Below are 19,525 nucleotides of genomic sequence, written 5' to 3'. Positions count from 1 at the left end.
TCACTGCACAGGGCGCAAGTGAGGCAACGATTACCCTGTGCAACCGTATGGAACGCGATGTCACCATTTCCGGACGGAGCAAGATCATGAAGACAGCAGACAGGATTACCATCGAGGGAATCGACAAGCCCGTGACTCGCATCGCCCTCGGCACCTGGGCGATTGGCGGCTGGATGTGGGGCGGCCCCGATGACGACAACGCCATACGCACCATTCACCGCGCTCTGGATAACGGGATCAACTTCATCGACACGGCTCCGGTCTACGGATTTGGCCATAGTGAAGAAGTCATCGGCCGCGCGCTGGAAGGCGGCAGACGCAAGGACGTCGTGCTGGCGACAAAGCTCGGTCTGGCCTGGACAGACGACCACAAAGTCTATCGAGACAGCCGCCCCGAGCGTGTGCGCCAAGAGGTAGAGGCCTCGCTGCGTCGCCTGAAGACCGACGTGATCGATCTGGAGCAGGTCCATTGGCCAGATGGCAAAACCCCCGTCGAAGACACGGCTCATGAGCTGGAAAAGCTGCGACAGGAAGGCAAGATCAGGGCGATCGGTGTCAGCAATTTTTCCGTCAAGGATATGGACAGCTTTGCCGCAATCACCTCGATCAGCACGATCCAGCCGCCTTATAACCTCTTCGAACGCGTGACCACCGAGCGCGATATCCTGCCCTACGCGAAAGCACATAAAGCAATCGTGATGGCCTATGGTCCCCTTTGTCGCGGGCTTCTGGCCGGGAAAATGACCGGTGAGACGCGCTTTCCGAAAGACGATCTGAGGAGCAGCGATCCAAAATTCCAGCCACCGGTGTTTGACCGCTATCTGGCCGCTGTCGAGGCGCTCACGGCCATTGCCGCACGCCACGATAAATCGATGCTGGCCCTCGCCATTCGCTGGGTACTCGATCAGGGGCCAACCGTTGCGCTCTGGGGCGCACGCAAGCCCGAACAGATCGACGGGATCGACGACGCCTTTGGCTGGGAATTGAGCGCTCAGGACCAGAACGAGATCGAGGCCATTCTGCGCGCCCATGTTCCCGACCCGATCGAACCCGATTTCATGGCGCCGCCGCAACGCGGCTAGGTGCATCGGGACCTAGTTTTCACTGCCTCGCGATCTGAAGCCAGGTCGGGAACGAAAATTGATGCAGTGAGTTAACGCTGCACAACGCATTCCCTTTTTGAGAGGAACAATCCAGATGCGCTCATTTACCCGCCGGGCACTTGCCGCTTCCACCTTCGCTGCAGCCGCTCTGGCCGTCATGCCCGTAGCGCATGCCGCACCCGACGCGCTTGGCACGCCGGTCGGCCATATCACCCTCACCGCCAAATCGGCCGATGTGGGCATCGGCTATACCTGGGGCCAGGGCACGCTGACCTTCGGTCACAAGACCTATCGCTTCAAGATTTCGGGCGGAAATATCGCCGCAGTCGGTTTCTCGAAGATCGAAGCAACGGGTGTCGTCTACAACCTCAAGAACCTGCATGATTTCGACGGCGGTTACGGTGCGCTGAATGGCGATGCCACGCTCGACCGCGGAATCGGCGGCGCCATCCTGAGCAACAGCAATGGCGTGAAGATCAAGATCACCACGGCAACGCGCGGTGCGCATCTCGCCGCTGGCGGTCAGGGTCTGTCGTTCCAGATCCAGGACTGATTACCGGTCTCTCGATCGACGGAAAAAGCGGCTTTCGGGCCGCTTTTTTTGTGTCCGGTGACGCGGTTGGCTGTAAGGGCTGCTCATGAGCCCGGCGTCTTTCAACACATCGTTTCGTCTCGGACGCGTTGCCTGTTGTGCACGAGATCCACGTCAGCCCTGACGGCACTTTACGATGAGCTGCCACCCCGATCGAACGGGACAAGCCATCGGTCTCGTTCGCATGTTTTTGGCACTCACTCAGTCACGCGCGACGGGAGGCTCCCGGTCGGGAGAGACCAAGCCGATGCCGACCATGCTTTGCAGCACAGCGTCACGACGGATCAGGAAATGGTACAAAGCAGCCCCGCCATGCGCCATGATGAGGGCGAACAGGGCGAAAGCCAGCACCGTATGGGCGAGCCGCAGCCAGCCCCAAAGGGCTGCGTCATGCGGCAGAATGGGCGGCAGAAGAAAACCATTTCCGAAAAGCGGAATTGGATACCCGCCTGCCGAAAGCATGGCCCAGCCGAGGAGAGGCAGCGCCATCATCAGCGTGTAAAGCCCCCAGTGCGAGGCCTTGGCCCCCAGAACCATGAGCGGCGGCAGATCAGCAGGCAGTGCGGGCGGTCGGTGGAAGAAGCGATTGACCAGACGCAAAACGACCAGTGCCAGAAGGACCATTCCGAGAGGGCGGTGAAACCCGACAAGCGCATGATAGGCAGGCCCGACACTCGACGCCATGAACACGCCCACAAACAGCATTATCAGAATCAACAGGGCCATCAGCCAGTGCAGAACGCGCGAGGTACGCGCAAAAAACACGATCGGGTTCATGAGGCTTTCTCCGGCGAAGCAGACTCTGATCCGGGTGTCGCGCCGGATTTTTCGTCGGTCTTTCCACCGGGCGAAACCGCCGGGTCGAAAGCAGGCCTGGGTCGTTTTTCCCGCGAGCGCTCGGCGAAAGAGCGCATATAAGTTGCCGAACGCGCCTGAAGAACCGGATCGTCCGAGGCCGCCACACCCTCGGGCAATATCAGTGGATCGAAGGTGATGCCGGTGCAATCACCCTCTTTCTCGCTCGCGAGACGGGTCAAGGTAAGGGTACCCGCCGCAATCTGACGATCCTGCGCCGACCAGATCCGGCTCGGATCGTTCACTGCGTCGCCCGCCCCCGCCAGCGTCAGCACGAGAGTCCAGCGTAACGGATGGGCCGAAACGGCCTCATCCAGCTGATCGAACGACGCGTTCTCTCCCCGGCCCGGCAAATCGGCAAATTTCTGCTCTTCAGGCACCATCGCAAACCGCATGGCCGTGCTGCGCCCATCGACGCCATGCAACACGAAACTGTCGAGGCTTCTATACGTGTCGTTTTCGAAACCTGACGTGATCGGTCGATCTGCCAGCGCCTTGCCTGCCGAAGCAAGCCAAGGATGTGCGGCACGGAATGTCCTGACCGCCAACGGGTCGGGTTTGCCCGTTCCCTCTAAGGGGCGGACAGCCTGTTGCAACGCCTGGAATTCCTGTGGCGTACTGACGGGAAAGACCGGGATATCGTTCAGCCCCATGCGCCATTCCTGCCCATCCGGCCCTTTCAGCGCGAGGGCCATACTGCGCACCTTTCCGGGTGCATCGCCCTGATAGGGCATTCCCCCTGCCAACGCGAAGCGCCCGATCACAGGCACGCGCTTCGAATCGAATGCGAAGGCCGGAGAATAGGACGCTGCCTGCCCATTGCCTTCAAACCAGCCTGACACGCAAACGCCCTTGGCGTGATTGCGCCGAAATCCCGGATGCGCGCCATCGACGCCCTGAAGGGCAGCAAGCAGTGTGTCGGGCGTCACACGATGCGGACTGAGCCAGCCCCCCGCAGCCGCAAACCCGACGGCCAGCACGCAAGGCAGAGACGCAACCCCCAGCCAGCGTATCAGCTCCCCAGAGCCACCAGACGTCTTTCCTGCCATGAAAGTCCAATCCCCGGATTTCATCACCGGACAGCACGAGCCGCACGCGTGACAGCCTCTGAAACGGGCAGACGCCTGCCCTTGAATATCTTTGGCGCCGTCAGCCTATCGAAAACACGACAGAATCGTCACGAAAATCCGTTTTAACCGGCCGTATACCTCACGCGCAGCCGAGCGGCTTAAATACCCGTTGCGTCGAAGCCGGCGAGCGCACCAGAAACCGTGTCGGTCTTGACGGTCGCCTGACGAGATCACCACCGCAATTGGGGCAGAGCCCATCCAGCCTGACCAGGGCGCAATCCCGGCAGAACGTGCATTCGAACGAGCAGATCATGGCCTGATCCGTGTCTGGAGGCAGATCGCGATCGCAGCATTCGCAGCCTGGCCTAAGTTCGAGCATGTGATGTCTCTTTCAACTTTACAGCGAGGCAGGAGCTTTGCTTGCGAGGCTGTTCTCCCTTTCAAACAAAAGCCCTTCGCCGACTTTATATTCCAGAAAAGAAACGACTTCTACCATACTCGATGTTGCGAAGCGCTCTCAGCTCAGGCAGTCTCGGCGCGTTTCGATCTGATTTTCATCAGGCTTCGCTCGACGCAGTCTGCAAAAGGCCCGACTCATGCGCGCAGTTTACAAAAATGCCCTTTCGCTTTTTTCTCTTGCTGTGGCCGTCACCGCCTCGTCTCAGGCCTATGCCGCCGATACGGCAGGCGGCACGCTGCTTGGCTCCGACGGCAAGCCCCATGGCACGGTGACCGTCACCGAGGCGCCAAAAGGCGTGCTGCTGCGCATCGTCGCGGAGGGCCTCGCCCCCGGCTGGCACGGCATGCATTTCCATGAAAAAGGCAGCTGCACCCCGCCGAAATTCACCAGCGCCGGTGGGCATGTTCATGCCGTCACCCCTGTCGTGCACGGCCTGCTGACGCCCAACGCCACCGATGCCGGCGACCTGCCCAATCTCTATGTCGCCAGGGATGGCACCGCGACCGTCGAGCTCTATTCGACCCTCGTCTCTCTTCACGGCGCCGATGGCCGACCAGCCCTCAAAGACGCCGATGGCTCGGCTCTGATCGTCCATACCAGCCCCGACGACTACACCACCCAGCCCATCGGCGGCGCCGGTTCCCGTATCGCCTGTGCTGAACTGAACTGAACACAGCCCTACAGGGCTCTGCCCCAACCCCCGCCAAAGGGCCATCGCCCTTTGGAAACCCTCAACTCGGGATGAACGGGCCTGCCCCTTTCCGGGGGGCGGGGCAGCGCCCCGCGGGCCATCCTTCAGAGACCGAGGTCGCTCAATGACGGATGATTTTCAGGTCTTGTGCCCTGCTGCCAAAAGAACAGGCGATCTTTCTCGGCGATGACGACATCGTTGATCGAGGCCATGCGGCGCGCCATCAGACCTTCAGTATCGAATACCCAGTTTTCATTGCCGTAGGAGCGAAACCACTGCCCGGCAGCGTCGTGCCATTCATAAGCGAAGCGCACGGCGATACGCGCAGCGTCATGGGCGAATAGCTCCTTGATCAGGCGATATTCATGCTCTTTGGCCCATTTTTCTGTCAGAAACGCGATGATCGCCTCGCGTCCTTGAAGAAAGACGTCGCGATTGCGCCACACGCTGTCAGGGCTATAGGCCAAAGCGACCTGCTCAGGGTTGCGGCTGTTCCAGCCATTTTCGGCGCGGCGCACTTTCTGACGTGCTGTGTCATGCGTGAAAGGCGGCACGAGAACGAGGCTCATGACAGATTTCCCTGCTGGACGCTTAGACGCGCTTGAGAAACGCGCCTTCGCGAATGACACTCTGAATGGCGCCTGTTAGCTGGCTCAGGGCGTCGGGAGTGATCGTGAAGGCTGGCGTCAGATAGATTATGTGGCGGAATGGGCGCACCCAGACGCCACAGGCCACAAGCGCGGCCTTCAGACGGTTCATGTCGTCGATGGAATCGAGCTCGACTACGCCAATAGCGCCAAGAACACGCACGTCACGCACGCCCGACAGAATGCGACAGGGCTCCAGCTCCTCGCGAAGCTGTTGCGATATGGCAGCTACCTGATCGAGGCGAGGCGCACGCTCGAAAATATCCAGCGAGGCGCAGGCTGCCGTGCAGGCGAGAGGATTGGCCATGAAAGTCGGCCCATGCATCAGCGCCGCCATGGGAGACTCCGACAAGAAGGCCTCGAACACGTGACGGCGCGCCACGGTGGCCGCCAGCGCCATGGTGCCACCGGTCAGTGCTTTGGAAAGCGTAATGATATCGGGAACGATCCTGGCCTGCTCGCAGGCAAACATGGTGCCAGTGCGCCCGAATCCGGTGAAAATCTCATCGAGAATCAGCAGCACATCATGCTTATCGGCAAGCGCGCGCAGACGAACCAGCACATCGGGCGCGTGAAAGATCATGCCGCCCGCCCCCTGAACCAGAGGTTCGAGGATGATGGCCGCAATCTCCTGACCGCGCTGGGCCAGAAGCGCGTCGAGCGCGTCGAGACTGGCCGCATCGCGTGGCAGATCGGCGAGCACCTGCTCGGGGAAAGCTCCGGCAAAAAGGCTGTGCATGCCCTCTTCAGGGTCGCAGATCGACATCGTGGCCAACGTGTCACCGTGATAGCCATCCCGGAAAGACAGCAGTTTTTTCCGCCCCTGAACCCCGCGATTGATCCAGTACTGGATCGCCATTTTCATGGCGACCTCGACCGCAACCGAGCCACTATCGGTAAAGAAGCAATGGTCGAGATCGCCCGGCAGAAGGGCAGCAAGACGACGCGACAGCTCTTTCACCGGTTCATGCACCAGACCGCCGAGCATCACATGCGGCATACGTTCGAGCTGCTCGGCGACACGGGCGCGTATGTGCGGATGGTTATAACCATGGCAGGCAGTCCACCACGAGGCGATTCCATCGACAAACTCTCGCCCGTCTTCGAGCACGATGGTCGTGCCCTCCGTACGCGCAGCGACCAGAGGCGCCAGAGAGGTTTTCATCTGGGTATAGGGAAGCCAGATATTCGGCAGAGCCGGCAGAGTCTGGTTGTTCATTCTGGGCTGCTCGCCTTACTGGCCGCTATCAGGTTCGCGATCTGCATCGTACAGAACCTGAAGCACGGCGCACCAGGGGTAGCGCGTATCGTAGAACTGGCCTTCGGGCGTTGCGAGAGCCCCGTTCGAATCGGTCGGCACATGGGTGAGCGACACGGTATCGTCCACGTTGCCACCGATGATGCTCAGCTCATTACCGAAAGGCGGCGCGTTCTGATGCGTGGCTACGACGATGCCGCAATGCGACGGAAAGCCATAGGAGGTCGGCAGCATGGCAAAGGTCACGCTGCGGCTCTTGCCACGACCGACACAGAGCAGATCGCCAAGCTGCGGCGCATAGGTTTTCGGATCCTGGGCGCGTAGCCCGGTCGACTGGCCCGATGCGGCAGCGTTGATGTAGGTCGAGTGATTGGGCGAATAGGGAAAGCGGTCATTCGCCCCGGCTACACGCATCACGTAGGAAATGAATGCGGCAGACCAGGCGTAATGCCCGTCATTTTCGGGGCGGAAGAGCTGACCGTCGGCATTATATTTGCCGCTCCACGAGACTTCGGTCTCGTACGGATCCTGACCGATCCACCAATATTCACCCACTCGCTGCCACAAACCGGGAATACGCTCCGGCTTGAGCGAGGGGACACTGGCATCGGGACGTTCTTCGGGGTCATCATCGCTCACCGGCGTACCGAACATCCGCCATTCACGCATGGCAATCGCCACGACATCCTGACGATTGAACGGGACAAAATTGCGCGAGGCGAAATCGGGCACATGGCCATCGACGCCATAGGGGCCGGTGCGGCCATTCGCATATTGCGCCATGGGCGTTTGTGACGCGCCCTGTGCGACAGGCTGGGTCGGCGCCGAACAGCTCGGAAGCAGACCCAGCGCCCCCAGAGCGACCAGAGAACGCCAAGTCAGACGTGCCGAAGGCAATCGGTGCAATGACATGTAAGACAGTCCGGCGCTCATGATTTGTTCCTATTCCTCAAACACGTAACGAGCGCCGAACAGCGCCGGTTCATGACAAGGAGATAGGAACGAGAGCAGCCCTTCGGTCAAGTGCCGCCCTCTTCACAGCATGTCAGCCTGCCAGATCGGGAAACAGCGCGGCCAGACCTTCGGCACTGGCATCGCAGCGCCCACGCTCGGTGAGAAGACCCGAAACCAGACGGGCCGGCGTCACGTCGAAGGCCGGGTTGGCGGCCTTGGTGCCCTTGGGCGTGACGCGCAGACGCGCCGCCTGACCCTGCTCGTCGAGGCCGTGCACATAGGTCACTTCCTCACCCGAGCGCTCTTCGATCGGGATTTCCTTCACGCCATCGGTCACGCGCCAGTCGATGGTGGACGAAGGCAGAGCCACCCAGAACGGCACATCGTTATCCTGAGCGGCGAGCGCCTTGAGATAGGTACCGATCTTGTTGGCTACGTCGCCCTGACGCGTCACGCGGTCGGTACCCACGATCACGAGATCGACCTCGCCATGCTGCATGAGATGACCCCCTGCATTATCGGCGACCAGCGTATGCGGCACGCCGTGTGCGCCCAGCTCCCACGCGGTAAGCAGGGCGCCCTGATTGCGCGGACGGGTCTCGTCCACCCAGACATGCACCGGCAGACCGGCGTCATGCGCCATATAGATGGGGGCCAGAGCGGTGCCCCAATCGACAGTCGCAATCCAGCCCGCATTGCAATGGGTCAGGATATTCAGACGCTCCTGACCGGGACGGCGCTTTTCCCAAAGGGCGCGAAACAGTTCCAGACCATGACGCCCGATGGATTCATTGACCTGCACGTCTTCATCGCAGATCGCATCGGCTTCTTCATAGGCCGCCGCGACACGCGAATCAGGAGCAAGCGGGCTCAGATGCGCGACCATGCGCTCGATGGCCCAGCGCAGATTGATGGCGGTCGGACGCGTCTCGACCAGCATCGCCGCAGCCTGCGTCAGCCCCTTATCCGACGAATCCTTCTGCAAGGCGAAGGCGAGCCCATAGGCCGCTACGGCGCCGATCAGCGGCGCACCACGCACCTGCATGCTCCGTATGGCATGTGCCACCTGATCCTCGTCGCGTAGCGCGAGAATATCGAGCGTCCAGGGCAGTTTCGTCTGGTCGAAAATATGCACCAGCTTGGGGTCATGTGCGTCGCGCCAGACGCTGCGATAGGGCGTGCCGTTGATTTTCACGTGAATATCCGTCTTTCGGGCGTCAGGATCAGAGGGCTCTCATGTGGCAAATAAGGGGGCAGGACTCAAGTTATCTGCGCGTTCTTTCCTGTTCTGCACGCAAACTCTTCATGGATCTGACATGAGGCAATTGCGTTCAGGACGCATCCTTCGGGTCGGGAGAAGGTTTTACGACCGCACCGATACAGTCTATATTAAGGCTTGAGCAGAAGGACCTCGGGATGAGCGCACCGCAATGGCTGGTATGGGCAAGGGACGTACAGGCAATCGCCCAGAATGGTCTGACTTTCTGCCAGAACCCCTATGATCGCGAACGCTACGAACAGCTCCGCCTGCTTTCATCGAACATGCTTGCCGCCCTGAGCGGCACAACGCCCGAGCCCATCCTCGCCCTTATGGAAAACGAACGCGGCTACACCACACCCAAGATCGATGTGCGCGGCGCCGTCTTCAATGAACAGGGCCAGATCCTGATGGTGCGTGAAGCGATCGATCACGATCGCTGGACGCTGCCAGGCGGCTGGGCCGATGTGAACCTCACCACGGCCCAGAACACGCTCAAGGAAGTGCTGGAAGAAAGCGGTTATACCGCCGAAATCGTCAAGCTGGCCGCGTTGTGGGACCGTGACACACAGGGCCACCCGCCCGATCTGTTCAGCTGTGCCAAGGTCTTTTATCTCTGTCGCCTGACAGGGGGCACGGCAACCATCGATAATCTCGAGACCTCTGGCATTGGCTGGTTCGATCGGCATGCGTTGCCGACCGATCTCTCTCTAGGCCGCCTTCAGCCACATCAACTCACACGCATGTTCGATCATTACGATCGCCCCGAACTGGCGACGGATTACGACTGACATCATGAGAGTTCTGACCGTTCTCCCCCGCCGGGAAGGCTATGCGCCGGACCGGGCGGGCGCCATAGCGCTGCTGGTGTCGCGTCTCGCTACGCCCGACGATATCGTCATCGGCACTGAAGTTACGGGCACGCCTTTGCCGGGCGGCCAGTTCTTCGCCATCACCGAGCCGGGCGGGTTGCATCGCTGGAGGCGCGACGGCACACGCTACCGCATCGCCTGCCAGAGAGAGATCCGTCGCCACAAGCCCGATCTGATCGAGGTGCATAACCGCCCTGCCCTGGCCCGTGCCCTGAGCAAATGCGGCATTCCGGTCCATCTCATCCTGCATAACGACCCGCAGGATATGCATGGCGCCAAGCGCCCTCGCCAGAGACAGGAGCTGATGCAGCGCGTGCGGGTCTTCACCGTCTCTTTCTGGCTGCGCCGCCGCTTTCTGGAAGATCTGGATGACGGCCCCGTCACGGTGATGCCGAACTGCCTCGATCTCTCCGTCCTGCCCGAGCCGCCCGCAGAACGCTCGAAACTCGTGCTGTTTGCCGGGCGCATGGTCTCCGACAAGGGCGCCGATGCCTTTGTGCGCGCCTGGGCAGCCATCAGCGCGCAGGCGCCCGAATGGCGTGCGATCATGATCGGTGCCGACCGGTTTCGCTTCAATTCACCGCGTACGACCTTCGTTGATCGGGTCGAAGCCAATGCCCGTGCGGCGGGTATCACACTATGCGGCTATCAGATGCACCATCAAGTGCTCGAAGCCATGGCTGCGGCCTCGATCGTAGTGGTACCGAGCCGCTGGCCAGAGCCTTTCGGGCTGACTGCACTCGAAGCCATGGCCAGCGGGGCTGCGGTCATTGCCTCACCGCGCGGCGGTCTGCCGGAAGTGGTCGGGGAAGCGGCCCTTCTGGCCCTGCCCGATGACGGCGATGCCCTTGAGCAGGCGCTGCTGCGCATGATTAACGACCCGGCACTCAGGGCGGAATACATGGCTCGCGGGCGCGAACAGGCGCGAAAATTTGATCTCGTTAATGCACGCCAGTTGCTGCAGAAGATGCGCGATCGATCGGTCAAGAACCGAAAATCCCGATAAAAATTCGCCCTTTGCGCCGCATATTCGACACATTGAGGTTATCTAAAATACGCGATCAGTATTCATTAGAGAGACATCATGACCAAGACCCGTTTTTTCTCTTCCATGGCGCTAGCATCTCTGATTGCCACGCCCTTGGCTCACGCACAGACTTCGGGATGCAATAATAATACTTCCGGCACCGATATGATTGGCCGTTTGGCCAATAAGGAAAACTGTCTGAATCAGCGTGCGCAGAACTGGCAGCAGAAGAATCGTGACGACGCCGCAGCGCGTCAGAAGAAGATCGACGACCTCCGCGACAAATACACCAATGCCCCTGAGCGCGAGCGCGAGAAGATTCAGGGCAAGATCGACGATCAAAAGAACAAGCTGAACCAGCTCAAGCAGGATCGTACGCAGAAAATCGACCAGTTTCGTGCCGATCAGAAGGCACAACACGAGCGCGTAAAGGCGCTCTCTGACAAGACGAAGCAGGATTTCCGTAATTTCGGCCGTCTGAACTGATCAGCTCCATCATCTTGCCCGGAACCGGTGCCCCTCTGCCTCTACAGGCGGAGGGGCAGAAAATTCGAGATTAAAAAAAGACCGGACCCTATCGAATTCGCATGTCTCACGCCGAATTTCGAGGGTAAGACGAAACGTATGACGGTTTCCTCCCCCCTGCAGGGCGCTCCTCTCGCACCTCCTTTCTCTCGCGAGACCGGGCATGGCCTGAGTGTTTCACCCCGACATCGCAAGCGCGTGGTTATGACCGGTGCATCGGGCGGAATCGGCATTCTGATCGCAAGGCGCCTGCTTGCACTCGATTATCAGGTTATCGCGCTTTGCCGTTCGGCCCCTTCCATAGAGAGCGACGCATTCATCCACCTCCCTTGCGATCTTGGCTCACCCGACGCGCTGGACAGGGCTTCTGCCCTGATCGGTGAGAACAGCGAGCCCGTTTTCGCCGTCATACATTGTGCAGGCACGATCGCGCCCTCACCCGTTGCCCAGACCGATGAACGCGCCATCGCCGACCAGATCGCGCTTAACCTGAGCGCCCCTGTTCTGCTGACACGTCTGATGCTGCCCTTGATGCAGACGGTCGATGGTCCGCAAAAGAGCCGCATCGTTTTCGTCAACTCGATGGCGGCTGTCATGCCGCTGGCTGGAAGCGCGGTTTATGCTGCGGCGAAGGCCGGGCTGCGCAGTTTTGCCCTGTCGCTCGCTCAGGAAATTCGTCCGCGCGGCATTCTGGTCAGCTCCGTTTTTCCCGGCGCCGTACAGACCGATATGCTCACTCGCGAGATGCAGCAAGGCGGGTCGATGCTCAACTATGTCAGCACACCGCTCGATCCCGATCTGGTCGCCAAGGCGGTAACGGATCAGCTCACCCGGCACCATGAAGAGCGGTTTCTACCCGCTATCGATGGGGTTTTCGGGCGGCTCTGCATGCTGGCTCCCTGTGTGCTGCGGCTGTCCCTTCCCTTGCTCAGCCTTCTCGGGCGACGCGGCTATCGCAAGGCCATGGGGCGTTGAGGCAGCACAAGGCGTCATGACACGCAATTGACAAGGGCAGGTCACGACGGCAGGGACAGGGCATGACGCGTTTCGATCCGCTTCTCAGACAGGCCCTCGACTCTCTTGAGGCTCGCGCCCTGCGTCGTCGGTTGTGCCCCCTGCAACGCACACCCGATCAGGTATGGCGCAATGGGCAGGCCATTCTCGATTTCTCGTCCAATGATTATCTGGGCCTCTCGGGCCACGCGTTGCTGCGCGGGCGTGCCGCCGACTGGGCCATGCGCCACGGAACGGGGTCGCGCGCCTCGCGACTGGTTTCCGGCACGCTCGACCTTCATGAGCAGGTCGAAACCCGTCTTGCACGATTCAAGGGCACGGAAGCCGCATTGCTCTTCGCTTCCGGCTGGCAGGCCAATGCCGCGGTTCTGCCTGCGCTGTTCCGCCTCGCCAGAGAGCAGACCGGCGAGGCCCCGCTCGTTTTCTGCGACAAGCTCAATCATGCCAGCATGCACCAGGGCTGTGCTGCTTCGGGCATCAAGCAGATCCGCTTCCGTCATAACGATCTCGACCATCTCGAAACGCTGCTCAAACGCCATGTCGATCTGCCAGGCATGCGCTTCATTCTGACAGAGAGCGTGTTCTCGATGGATGGCGACACCGCCGATATCGCGGCGCTTTCGGCGCTCGCAAAGCGATATGACGCTTTCTTCTATCTCGATGAGGCTCATGCGACCGGCGTACTCGGCCCGCAGGGGCGCGGTCTCTCCCATGGTCAAGAGGTCGATCTCGTGATGGGCACATTCAGCAAGGCTCTGGGCGGTATGGGGGCCTATATCGCCGGATCACGGGCACTTTGCGACTGGCTCGTCACAACGAGTTCGGGCTTCATTTACAGCACGGCCCCTTCCCCCCCGATGCTGGGTGCAATGGATGCCGCACTCGAACTCGTGCCCAGTCTCGACCCGCAACGGCAGGCGCTCCAACAGAACGCCCTGTCGTTGCGCGACAAGCTGAACAGCGCCGGGATCGATACGGGGATCTCGACCACACAGATCGTGCCCGTCATTCTCGGCGATGAAACAACGACGCTCGCTATTGCGAGCAGGCTGGAGCAACAGGGGCTCCTGACCATTGCCATCAGACCCCCCACTGTGCCCCCCGGCTCGGCGCGGCTGCGCCTGGCCCTCAGCGCCACTCATGACGGCGCCGCCATCGAGCATCTCGCCGAGGCTGTGATTGCCGCCAGACAGCACGTCCCGACATGAAACTCGTCTTCGCCCATGGCTGGAGCTTCGACGCCGCTTTCTGGCACCCCCTTCACCAAGCTCTGGGCCAGCCCAACGCCGTGTTTCTGGAACGTGGCTATGGCAGTGCTCCTGCCTTCACGGCGTTGCCTGAAGACCCGTTTATCATGATCGGCCATTCCGCCGGGGTGCTCTGGGCGCTGACCCGAGACCTGCCCTCCTGCCGGGGGGTCATCGCCTTCAACGGCTTCTCACGCTTCAGCCAGTCGGAAGATTTTGCATCCGGCATCCCTAGAAGGGTGCTGACACGCATGCGCAGCCGCCTCGCCTGCGCGACGCAAGAGACCGTCACGCAGTTTCGGCAGCAATTCGAGCCTTTCCTTCCCTGTGATACCATGCTCGACAAACAGGCACTTGAGGCGGGGTTGACCGAACTTCTCGAAGCAGACGGACGCGAGGCCGCGCGTGGATGGGGTCGCGCCCTGACTGCCATCCATGGCGCACAGGACGAGCTGGTGTCGACAGCCATGCATCAAGCCAGCTTCCCCGAAGCGACGCGTCACGTGATGGAAGGCGGGCATCTCCTGCCAGTCACCGCGCCCAACGCCTGCGCCGACCTTATTGCCGATATCCTGAAAGCAGCCTCATGACCGACGCACGCAGCACGATTGCGTCGCGATTCGACGGCGCCGACTTCTATGACAGGGCAGCCCGCGTGCAGGCCATTGCCGCCTCTACCCTCGCCGACAGGCTGACGTCGCTCTATGCGGATCGCCCAGCGCCGAAGCGCATTCTCGAACTCGGCTGCGGCACCGGAATACTGACCCGTGCCCTGCGCAGGCTCTTCCCGCATGCACAGCTTACGGCGATCGATCTTTCTTCCCGGATGGTAGAACGTACCCGTAAGACCGTGCCGGATGCGGTCTTGCACGTGATGGACGCCGAGACCCCGACGCTGGATGGCCCGTTCGACCTGATCTGCTCCAGCTTCTGCCTGCAATGGTTTACCGATCGGCGGGCCGCGTTTCATCGTTTGGGCCGGTTGCTGGCACCGGGCGGCCGGATTGAGGTCACCACGCTCGCACAGGGCAGCTTTGCCCAATGGCGCGATTCCTGCGAGGCATTCGGTCTTCCCTGCGGCTTTCCCGATTATCCGACACGCGACATCTTGCAGGCCGAATGGCCTGAAACGCTTCGGGGCGAATGGCGTGTCACGACGCTGCGCGACCCGGTCGGGTCAGCGCGGCAGTTTCTGCTCGATCTGAAAGCGATTGGCGCGACCACCCCCAGAACCGGCAATACACCTCTGCCCGCACGCGATCTGCGTCGGGTCATGGCGCATTTCGACAGGAACGCGGACAGCATGGATTATCAGGTCGCTTTCGGTTCCGCCGAAAAACAGCTGCGGTTTTTCGTTACCGGCACCGATACAGGGATCGGCAAGACCCTTGTCTCCGCCATTCTCACCAAAGCACTCGGGGCTACCTACTGGAAGCCCTTCCAGACCGGGCTGAGCGAAGAGGCCGGCGATACGGCCAGCGTGACCATGCTCGCCGGGCTGACGCCGGAGCGTGTCATCCCTCCAGCCTACGCGTTTCAGGCACCGCTTTCACCTCAGGACGCGGCTGCGCTCGAAAATGTGACGGTCACACTCGACCGCCTCGCCCTGCCCGACACCGATACGCCTCTGGTGATCGAAGGGGCAGGTGGGCTGATGGTGCCCCTCAATGACGACACGCTGCTGATCGACTGGCTGGCAGGGCTCGATCTGCCGGTCATTCTCGTCTGCCGCAGCGGGCTCGGCACCATCAATCACACGCTGCTCAGCCTCGCCGCGCTGCGCGAGCGCGGCATCGTTGTGGCAGGTATCGTGATGAGCGGGACACCGAGTGCGGGCAATCGCGCCGCTATCGAACGCTTCGGCAGCATTAGCGTACTGGCCGAAATCCCGTTTCTCGATGACGTCTCGCGCGAGCGTGTCGCCACCGAGGCCGAAAAACTCGCCAAAGCGCTGCATCTACAAGGTTATTGAAACTCAGCCGGGAAAGAACAGCGGCAGATCCTGAAACTGCCAGCCGCAGACACGCCCGCGCTGTCCCGTTGCGTCAGGCGGACCTTCGTACCCCTCGACGATATTGATGCTTCTCTCATAGCCAAGATGGGCAGCGAGCTCCGCCGTCTGCTGCGAGCGCACGCCAGAGCGGCAGAGAAACAGGATCGGGGTCGTCAGGGAGGGCACCGCGTCGCGAAGCGCCTGGGCGAAACCGGCCGCATCGTAAGGGTCCCAGCTCAATGCGATCGTCTCCTTGTCGAGCGTGCTGAGATTGGGCAGGCCTACACTCTGCCACTCGCCGGGTGTGCGCACATCGACCAGAACTGACTCCTTGTCGGCGCTCAGAACTTCCCATGCCTCTCGGGCTGAAATACAGTCGACCATCGTTTTTCCTCATTTATTTTACATGTCGCGACGTTAAACTCTCAAACCGCAGACGTATAGGATGGAATGCAGATGACCACGCAGACCCCGAATTCTTCGCTTGCCTCGGGTACCGCTCCCGGCTGGCAGAGCCCTTCCAACGGCATGATCGGCGCGATTGGCGGCACCCCGCTCATCCGTCTGAAACTCGCCTCCGAAGCGACAGGCTGCGACATCTACGGCAAGGCGGAATTCATGAATCCGGGTGGCTCGGTCAAAGACCGTGCGGCGCTCGCGATCATTCTCGACGCCGAATCACGCGGCACGCTCAAACCGGGGGGCGTGATTGTGGAAGGTACCGCAGGCAATACCGGCATCGGGCTCACCTTGGTGGCCAAGGCGCGCGGTTATCGCACCATCATCGTCATGCCCGAGACGCAGAGTCAGGAGAAAATCGACTTCCTGCGCATGATCGGCGCCGATCTGCGCCTGGTGCCTGCCAAGCCGTTTCGCGATCCGGGCAATTACGTGCATGTCTCACGCCGTATTGCCGAAGAAACCGAGAATGCCGTCTGGGCCAATCAGTTCGACAACACCGCCAACCGCGAGGGCCATCGCACCACCACGGCGCTCGAAATCTGGGACCAGCTCGACGGGAAGGTCGATGCTTTCACCTGCGCCTGCGGCACGGGCGGCACGCTGGCGGGCGTTGCCCTCGGCCTTGGCGAACTGGCGGAGAAAGCAGGCAGCAAGCGCCCCGAAATCGTTCTTGCCGACCCAGAAGGGTCAGGGCTCTATGGCTGGGTCAAATCCAACGATCTCAGCGTGTCGGGCGGCTCGATCACCGAGGGCATCGGGCAGTCGCGCGTGACGGGCAATCTGGAAGGCATAACCATTGATGATGCCGAGCGCATTCCCGATGCCGAAGCGCTGGAACAGATTTTCGCGCTTCAGGATCGCGAGGGGATTTCGCTCGGAGGGTCGGCCGGAATCAACGTGGCCGCCGCGATTCGGGTGGCAAAACGACTCGGGCCAGGGCATCGGATTGTAACAATCCTCTGCGATGGCGGCGCGCGCTATCAGTCCAAGATCTTCAATCCGTCCTTTCTGCGGGCAAAAAACCTCCCGACCCCTCCCTGGCTCGATTGAGACAGGGTTTCGCAACTTGTGACGGAGTGAAACACCCTCTTGTGGCGCAAGAGGGATTCGGACCAATGTTACATTTATGGATACGAACCCGCACCTTCTGATCGTTGATGATGACCGCGAGATCCGAGAGCTGCTGTGCCGCTTTCTGGAGCGCAACCATTTCCGCGTGACAGCCGCGCGCGACGGGCGCGAAGCCCGACGCGCCTGGGCTGCCGGCCATTATCAGCTGGTAGTGCTGGACCTCATGCTGCCGGGCGAAAGCGGACTCGACATCGCACGCTGGCTGCGCAGCCAGGATAATGTGCCCATTATCATGCTGACCGCCATGAGCGATGAGACGGACCGCATCATCGGCCTCGAATTCGGCGCCGATGACTATGTGGCCAAGCCGTTCAACCCGCGCGAACTTCTGGCCCGTATCCGCGCCGTTCTGCGCCGCACGGCCGACAGCTCTGACAAGAAGCTCTCGGCCGATTCCCGCACGATCCGTTTCTCGGGCTGGACTCTGGAGCCCGCACGCCGCCGTCTGCTCAACCCCGAAGGCGCCGAAATTCCGCTGACGGGTGGCGAGTACGACATGCTTCTGGCGTTTCTGGAGCGCGCCAACCGTGTTCTGACCCGCGACATGCTGCTCGAATTGCTACGTGGCCGACAGGCCGGACCGTTCGATCGCGCCATCGACGTGGCCGTCAGCCGTCTGCGCCGCAAGCTCGAAGATGACGGGCGCAACGCGCAGATGATCAAGACTGTGCGCGGCGGTGGCTATGTTCTCGCCGCCGATGTCGAACGCCTCTGACGCTGTGATGCCTCTGCTGCCGCGCTCGCTGAGAGCGCGCACCAATCTGCTTCTGATTGCGGGGCTCTGCGTGGTTCAGGCTGCCGGTCTGACCATTCACGCCCTCGATCACCTCAATATCGCCGACCGGGCCGAGATGCATGAAAACGAGCATCACGCCTTTTCGATTTACCACACTCTGGTCGAGCTTCCCCCTTCCGATCGTGAAGCCGGTCTGGCTGCGATCGAAGTGCCATCGAATTTCAAGATCATTTTCGATAACAAGCCCGATACCCATCTTCCCGGCGCTTTCATTCCGCTTCCCTTCGGCATGAACCCGATGATGCGCGGCGGACCGCCTGGAGGACAGGAAGAGCCCGGCTTCGGCGGGCCACCGCCCGGTGGTGGCCCCGGTGATTTTTCGGGTGGCGAAGGCCATCCGCCCTTCCCCATGGAGGGCGGTCCGCCCCCTTCGAATGGCGGTGAGAATTTCCCTCCCGAAGAGCGGCGCAGCCAGGCTTTCATGCCGCCGCCACTGGCGGGCATCGGTATGCTGCCTGCGCGGCTGCGCCCGGAACGCGTGATTATCGGCCACAAGCCCAGCACACGGCATTACGCCCTTTCTTTCCAGATGCCTGACGATCATCGCTGGCTGGTCATGAGCTATACGGTACGCCCCCCCAACCCGTTCGGCTCGCCCACGTTCATGATTTCCTTCGCCCTCATGACGATATGCGGTGGCGGGCTCATTCTCTGGGGCTCGCATCGCCTCATCGCGCCTGTCGCAACGCTGGCCAATGCGGCCACCGCGCTTGGTCGTAACGTGCATGCCCAGCCTTTGCCTGAGGGTGGCCCGACTGAAATCCGTCAGGCAGCCGTCGCCTTCAACACCATGGCTGCCCGCATCCGGCGCTTCGTGACCGACCGCACGCTCATGCTCACCGCCATCGGTCATGATCTGCGTACACCGATCACCCGCCTGAAGCTGCGCGCCGAATTCATCGATGATGACGAATTGCGCGACAAGTTTCTGGCCGATCTGGACGAGATGGAGAGCATGGTCGCCGCGACTCTCGCCTTCGGCCGCGACAGCTCGACTCTCGAACCTATGACCGCGCTCGATCTGAGCGCCCTGCTTCAGACCGTCGCCGACGAGGCTGCCGAGGCCCGCCCCGATCTTGCCGAAGACGTCAGCTACGAGCCACCGCAAGCACCCATCCGTATCAAGGCGCGCTCGCTGGCCCTGAAACGGGCCCTAACCAATCTGGTCATGAACGCTCTGAAATATGGCGGTTCAGTCTCGATCAGCGTCGCCTGCGTGCGCGGCCCCGATCAGGAGAAATCCGTCTGCATCCGCATCGACGACAGCGGCCCCGGCCTGTCGCCGGAAGATCTGGAACGCATGTTCGAACCCTTCGTCCGCGCCGAAACCAGCCGCAACCGCGAAACCGGCGGCACCGGGCTGGGCCTCGCCATTGCCCGCTCCACCCTGCGCGGTCAGGGCGGTGACGTCACGCTGAGCAACCGCGCTGAAGGCGGCCTGCGGGCAAGCGTCATTCTGCCAATCTGACGTGTCTCGGGCTCCGCCCGAACCCGGCGGGGACCTCGGCCCCTGCACCCCGCTTCACACAGACAAATCAAGTCCAGAGGCAAGCCTCTGGCGGGGTTTGGG

Annotated in this window: 21 protein-coding genes; 13 read left to right on the top strand and 8 right to left on the bottom strand. The window is 61.3% G+C overall.

What is annotated here, in order from left to right; translation table 11 throughout:
- The first annotated feature begins 86 nt into the window (after positions 1 to 86).
- Positions 87 to 1,082: an aldo/keto reductase gene (locus tag ABHV46_RS09875; protein ID WP_438381308.1), complete on the top strand. Its 996-nt coding sequence runs from the start codon at positions 87 to 89 to the stop codon at positions 1,080 to 1,082.
- 115 nt (positions 1,083 to 1,197) lie between these two features.
- Positions 1,198 to 1,656, top strand: coding sequence for a hypothetical protein (locus ABHV46_RS09870; RefSeq protein ID WP_336945828.1), 459 nt, complete (start codon positions 1,198 to 1,200; stop codon positions 1,654 to 1,656).
- Between the two features lie 240 nt (positions 1,657 to 1,896).
- Here ABHV46_RS09870 and ABHV46_RS09865 read toward each other — a convergent pair whose 3' ends face one another.
- The 3 genes from ABHV46_RS09865 to ABHV46_RS09855 all read right to left on the bottom strand — a co-directional run bounded on the left by ABHV46_RS09865 (position 1,897) and on the right by ABHV46_RS09855 (position 3,999).
- Positions 1,897 to 2,472, bottom strand: a complete 576-nt coding sequence (locus ABHV46_RS09865) for a cytochrome b (RefSeq protein WP_438381307.1) — start codon at positions 2,470 to 2,472, stop codon at positions 1,897 to 1,899.
- The gene (locus ABHV46_RS09860) at positions 2,469 to 3,599 is read right to left on the bottom strand and encodes a catalase family peroxidase (protein WP_438381306.1); all 1,131 of its coding nucleotides are present in this window, start codon (positions 3,597 to 3,599) and stop codon (positions 2,469 to 2,471) included. The genes ABHV46_RS09865 and ABHV46_RS09860 overlap by 4 nt, the downstream gene beginning before the upstream one ends.
- Positions 3,600 to 3,759: 160 nt before the next feature.
- On the bottom strand, positions 3,760 to 3,999 hold the full coding sequence (locus tag ABHV46_RS09855) for a DUF1272 domain-containing protein (protein WP_438381305.1): 240 nt from the start codon (positions 3,997 to 3,999) through the stop codon (positions 3,760 to 3,762).
- Between the two features lie 217 nt (positions 4,000 to 4,216).
- Here ABHV46_RS09855 and sodC point away from each other — a divergent pair, with 217 nt between their 5' ends.
- Complete coding sequence (gene sodC, locus ABHV46_RS09850; RefSeq protein ID WP_438381304.1) at positions 4,217 to 4,750, top strand: superoxide dismutase[Cu-Zn]; 534 nt, start codon at positions 4,217 to 4,219, stop codon at positions 4,748 to 4,750.
- Between the two features lie 125 nt (positions 4,751 to 4,875).
- Here sodC and ABHV46_RS09845 read toward each other — a convergent pair whose 3' ends face one another.
- The 4 genes from ABHV46_RS09845 to mtnA form a co-directional block, all read right to left on the bottom strand.
- The gene (locus ABHV46_RS09845; RefSeq protein WP_438381303.1) at positions 4,876 to 5,340 is read right to left on the bottom strand and encodes a DUF1348 family protein; all 465 of its coding nucleotides are present in this window, start codon (positions 5,338 to 5,340) and stop codon (positions 4,876 to 4,878) included.
- Between the two features lie 22 nt (positions 5,341 to 5,362).
- Positions 5,363 to 6,637, bottom strand: a complete 1,275-nt coding sequence (locus ABHV46_RS09840) for an adenosylmethionine--8-amino-7-oxononanoate transaminase (RefSeq protein ID WP_438381302.1) — start codon at positions 6,635 to 6,637, stop codon at positions 5,363 to 5,365.
- A 15-nt stretch (positions 6,638 to 6,652) separates the two neighbouring features.
- Positions 6,653 to 7,609, bottom strand: a complete 957-nt coding sequence (locus tag ABHV46_RS09835; protein ID WP_336945821.1) for a DUF2272 domain-containing protein — start codon at positions 7,607 to 7,609, stop codon at positions 6,653 to 6,655.
- A 112-nt stretch (positions 7,610 to 7,721) separates the two neighbouring features.
- Complete coding sequence (gene mtnA / locus ABHV46_RS09830) at positions 7,722 to 8,825, bottom strand: S-methyl-5-thioribose-1-phosphate isomerase (protein WP_336945820.1); 1,104 nt, start codon at positions 8,823 to 8,825, stop codon at positions 7,722 to 7,724.
- Between the two features lie 221 nt (positions 8,826 to 9,046).
- Here mtnA and ABHV46_RS09825 point away from each other — a divergent pair, with 221 nt between their 5' ends.
- The 7 genes from ABHV46_RS09825 to bioD all read left to right on the top strand — a co-directional run bounded on the left by ABHV46_RS09825 (position 9,047) and on the right by bioD (position 15,545).
- Positions 9,047 to 9,679: an NUDIX hydrolase gene (locus ABHV46_RS09825; protein WP_438381301.1), complete on the top strand. Its 633-nt coding sequence runs from the start codon at positions 9,047 to 9,049 to the stop codon at positions 9,677 to 9,679.
- A gap of 4 nt (positions 9,680 to 9,683) precedes the next feature.
- Entirely contained in the window at positions 9,684 to 10,766 is a 1,083-nt protein-coding gene (locus tag ABHV46_RS09820) for a glycosyltransferase family 4 protein (protein WP_438381300.1), read from the top strand.
- Between the two features lie 78 nt (positions 10,767 to 10,844).
- Positions 10,845 to 11,273 carry a hypothetical protein gene (locus tag ABHV46_RS09815; RefSeq protein ID WP_438381299.1) on the top strand — a complete coding sequence of 143 codons (429 nt, stop codon included), beginning with the start codon at positions 10,845 to 10,847 and terminating at the stop codon, positions 11,271 to 11,273.
- A gap of 138 nt (positions 11,274 to 11,411) precedes the next feature.
- Positions 11,412 to 12,287 (top strand): SDR family NAD(P)-dependent oxidoreductase, encoded by an 876-nt coding sequence (locus ABHV46_RS09810; protein ID WP_336945815.1) that lies wholly within the window; start codon positions 11,412 to 11,414, stop codon positions 12,285 to 12,287.
- A gap of 62 nt (positions 12,288 to 12,349) precedes the next feature.
- On the top strand, positions 12,350 to 13,534 hold the full coding sequence (locus tag ABHV46_RS09805; protein ID WP_438381298.1) for an aminotransferase class I/II-fold pyridoxal phosphate-dependent enzyme: 1,185 nt from the start codon (positions 12,350 to 12,352) through the stop codon (positions 13,532 to 13,534).
- Positions 13,531 to 14,163: an alpha/beta fold hydrolase gene (locus tag ABHV46_RS09800; protein ID WP_438381297.1), complete on the top strand. Its 633-nt coding sequence runs from the start codon at positions 13,531 to 13,533 to the stop codon at positions 14,161 to 14,163. Before ABHV46_RS09805 ends, ABHV46_RS09800 begins: the two co-directional genes overlap by 4 nt.
- Positions 14,160 to 15,545 (top strand): dethiobiotin synthase, encoded by a 1,386-nt coding sequence (gene bioD / locus ABHV46_RS09795; RefSeq protein ID WP_438381296.1) that lies wholly within the window; start codon positions 14,160 to 14,162, stop codon positions 15,543 to 15,545. Before ABHV46_RS09800 ends, bioD begins: the two co-directional genes overlap by 4 nt.
- A 3-nt stretch (positions 15,546 to 15,548) precedes the next feature.
- Here bioD and ABHV46_RS09790 read toward each other — a convergent pair whose 3' ends face one another.
- Positions 15,549 to 15,950 (bottom strand): rhodanese-like domain-containing protein, encoded by a 402-nt coding sequence (locus tag ABHV46_RS09790; RefSeq protein ID WP_438381295.1) that lies wholly within the window; start codon positions 15,948 to 15,950, stop codon positions 15,549 to 15,551.
- Between the two features lie 144 nt (positions 15,951 to 16,094).
- Between ABHV46_RS09790 and ABHV46_RS09785 the strand changes: the two genes are divergently transcribed.
- The 3 genes from ABHV46_RS09785 (at position 16,095) to ABHV46_RS09775 (ending at position 19,423) form a co-directional block, all read left to right on the top strand.
- The gene (locus ABHV46_RS09785) at positions 16,095 to 17,078 is read left to right on the top strand and encodes a cysteine synthase A (protein WP_438384346.1); all 984 of its coding nucleotides are present in this window, start codon (positions 16,095 to 16,097) and stop codon (positions 17,076 to 17,078) included.
- A 76-nt stretch (positions 17,079 to 17,154) separates the two neighbouring features.
- On the top strand, positions 17,155 to 17,874 hold the full coding sequence (locus ABHV46_RS09780) for a response regulator (RefSeq protein WP_025840579.1): 720 nt from the start codon (positions 17,155 to 17,157) through the stop codon (positions 17,872 to 17,874).
- Positions 17,843 to 19,423: an ATP-binding protein gene (locus ABHV46_RS09775; RefSeq protein ID WP_438384344.1), complete on the top strand. Its 1,581-nt coding sequence runs from the start codon at positions 17,843 to 17,845 to the stop codon at positions 19,421 to 19,423. Before ABHV46_RS09780 ends, ABHV46_RS09775 begins: the two co-directional genes overlap by 32 nt.
- The last annotated feature ends 102 nt before the right edge of the window (positions 19,424 to 19,525 follow it).

This window comes from Asaia sp. BMEF1 (genome assembly GCF_051628905.1).
Classification (GTDB): domain Bacteria; phylum Pseudomonadota; class Alphaproteobacteria; order Acetobacterales; family Acetobacteraceae; genus Asaia.
Note: the sequence above shows the minus strand (reverse complement) of the source record. Positions and strands in the feature narration are given on the sequence as shown.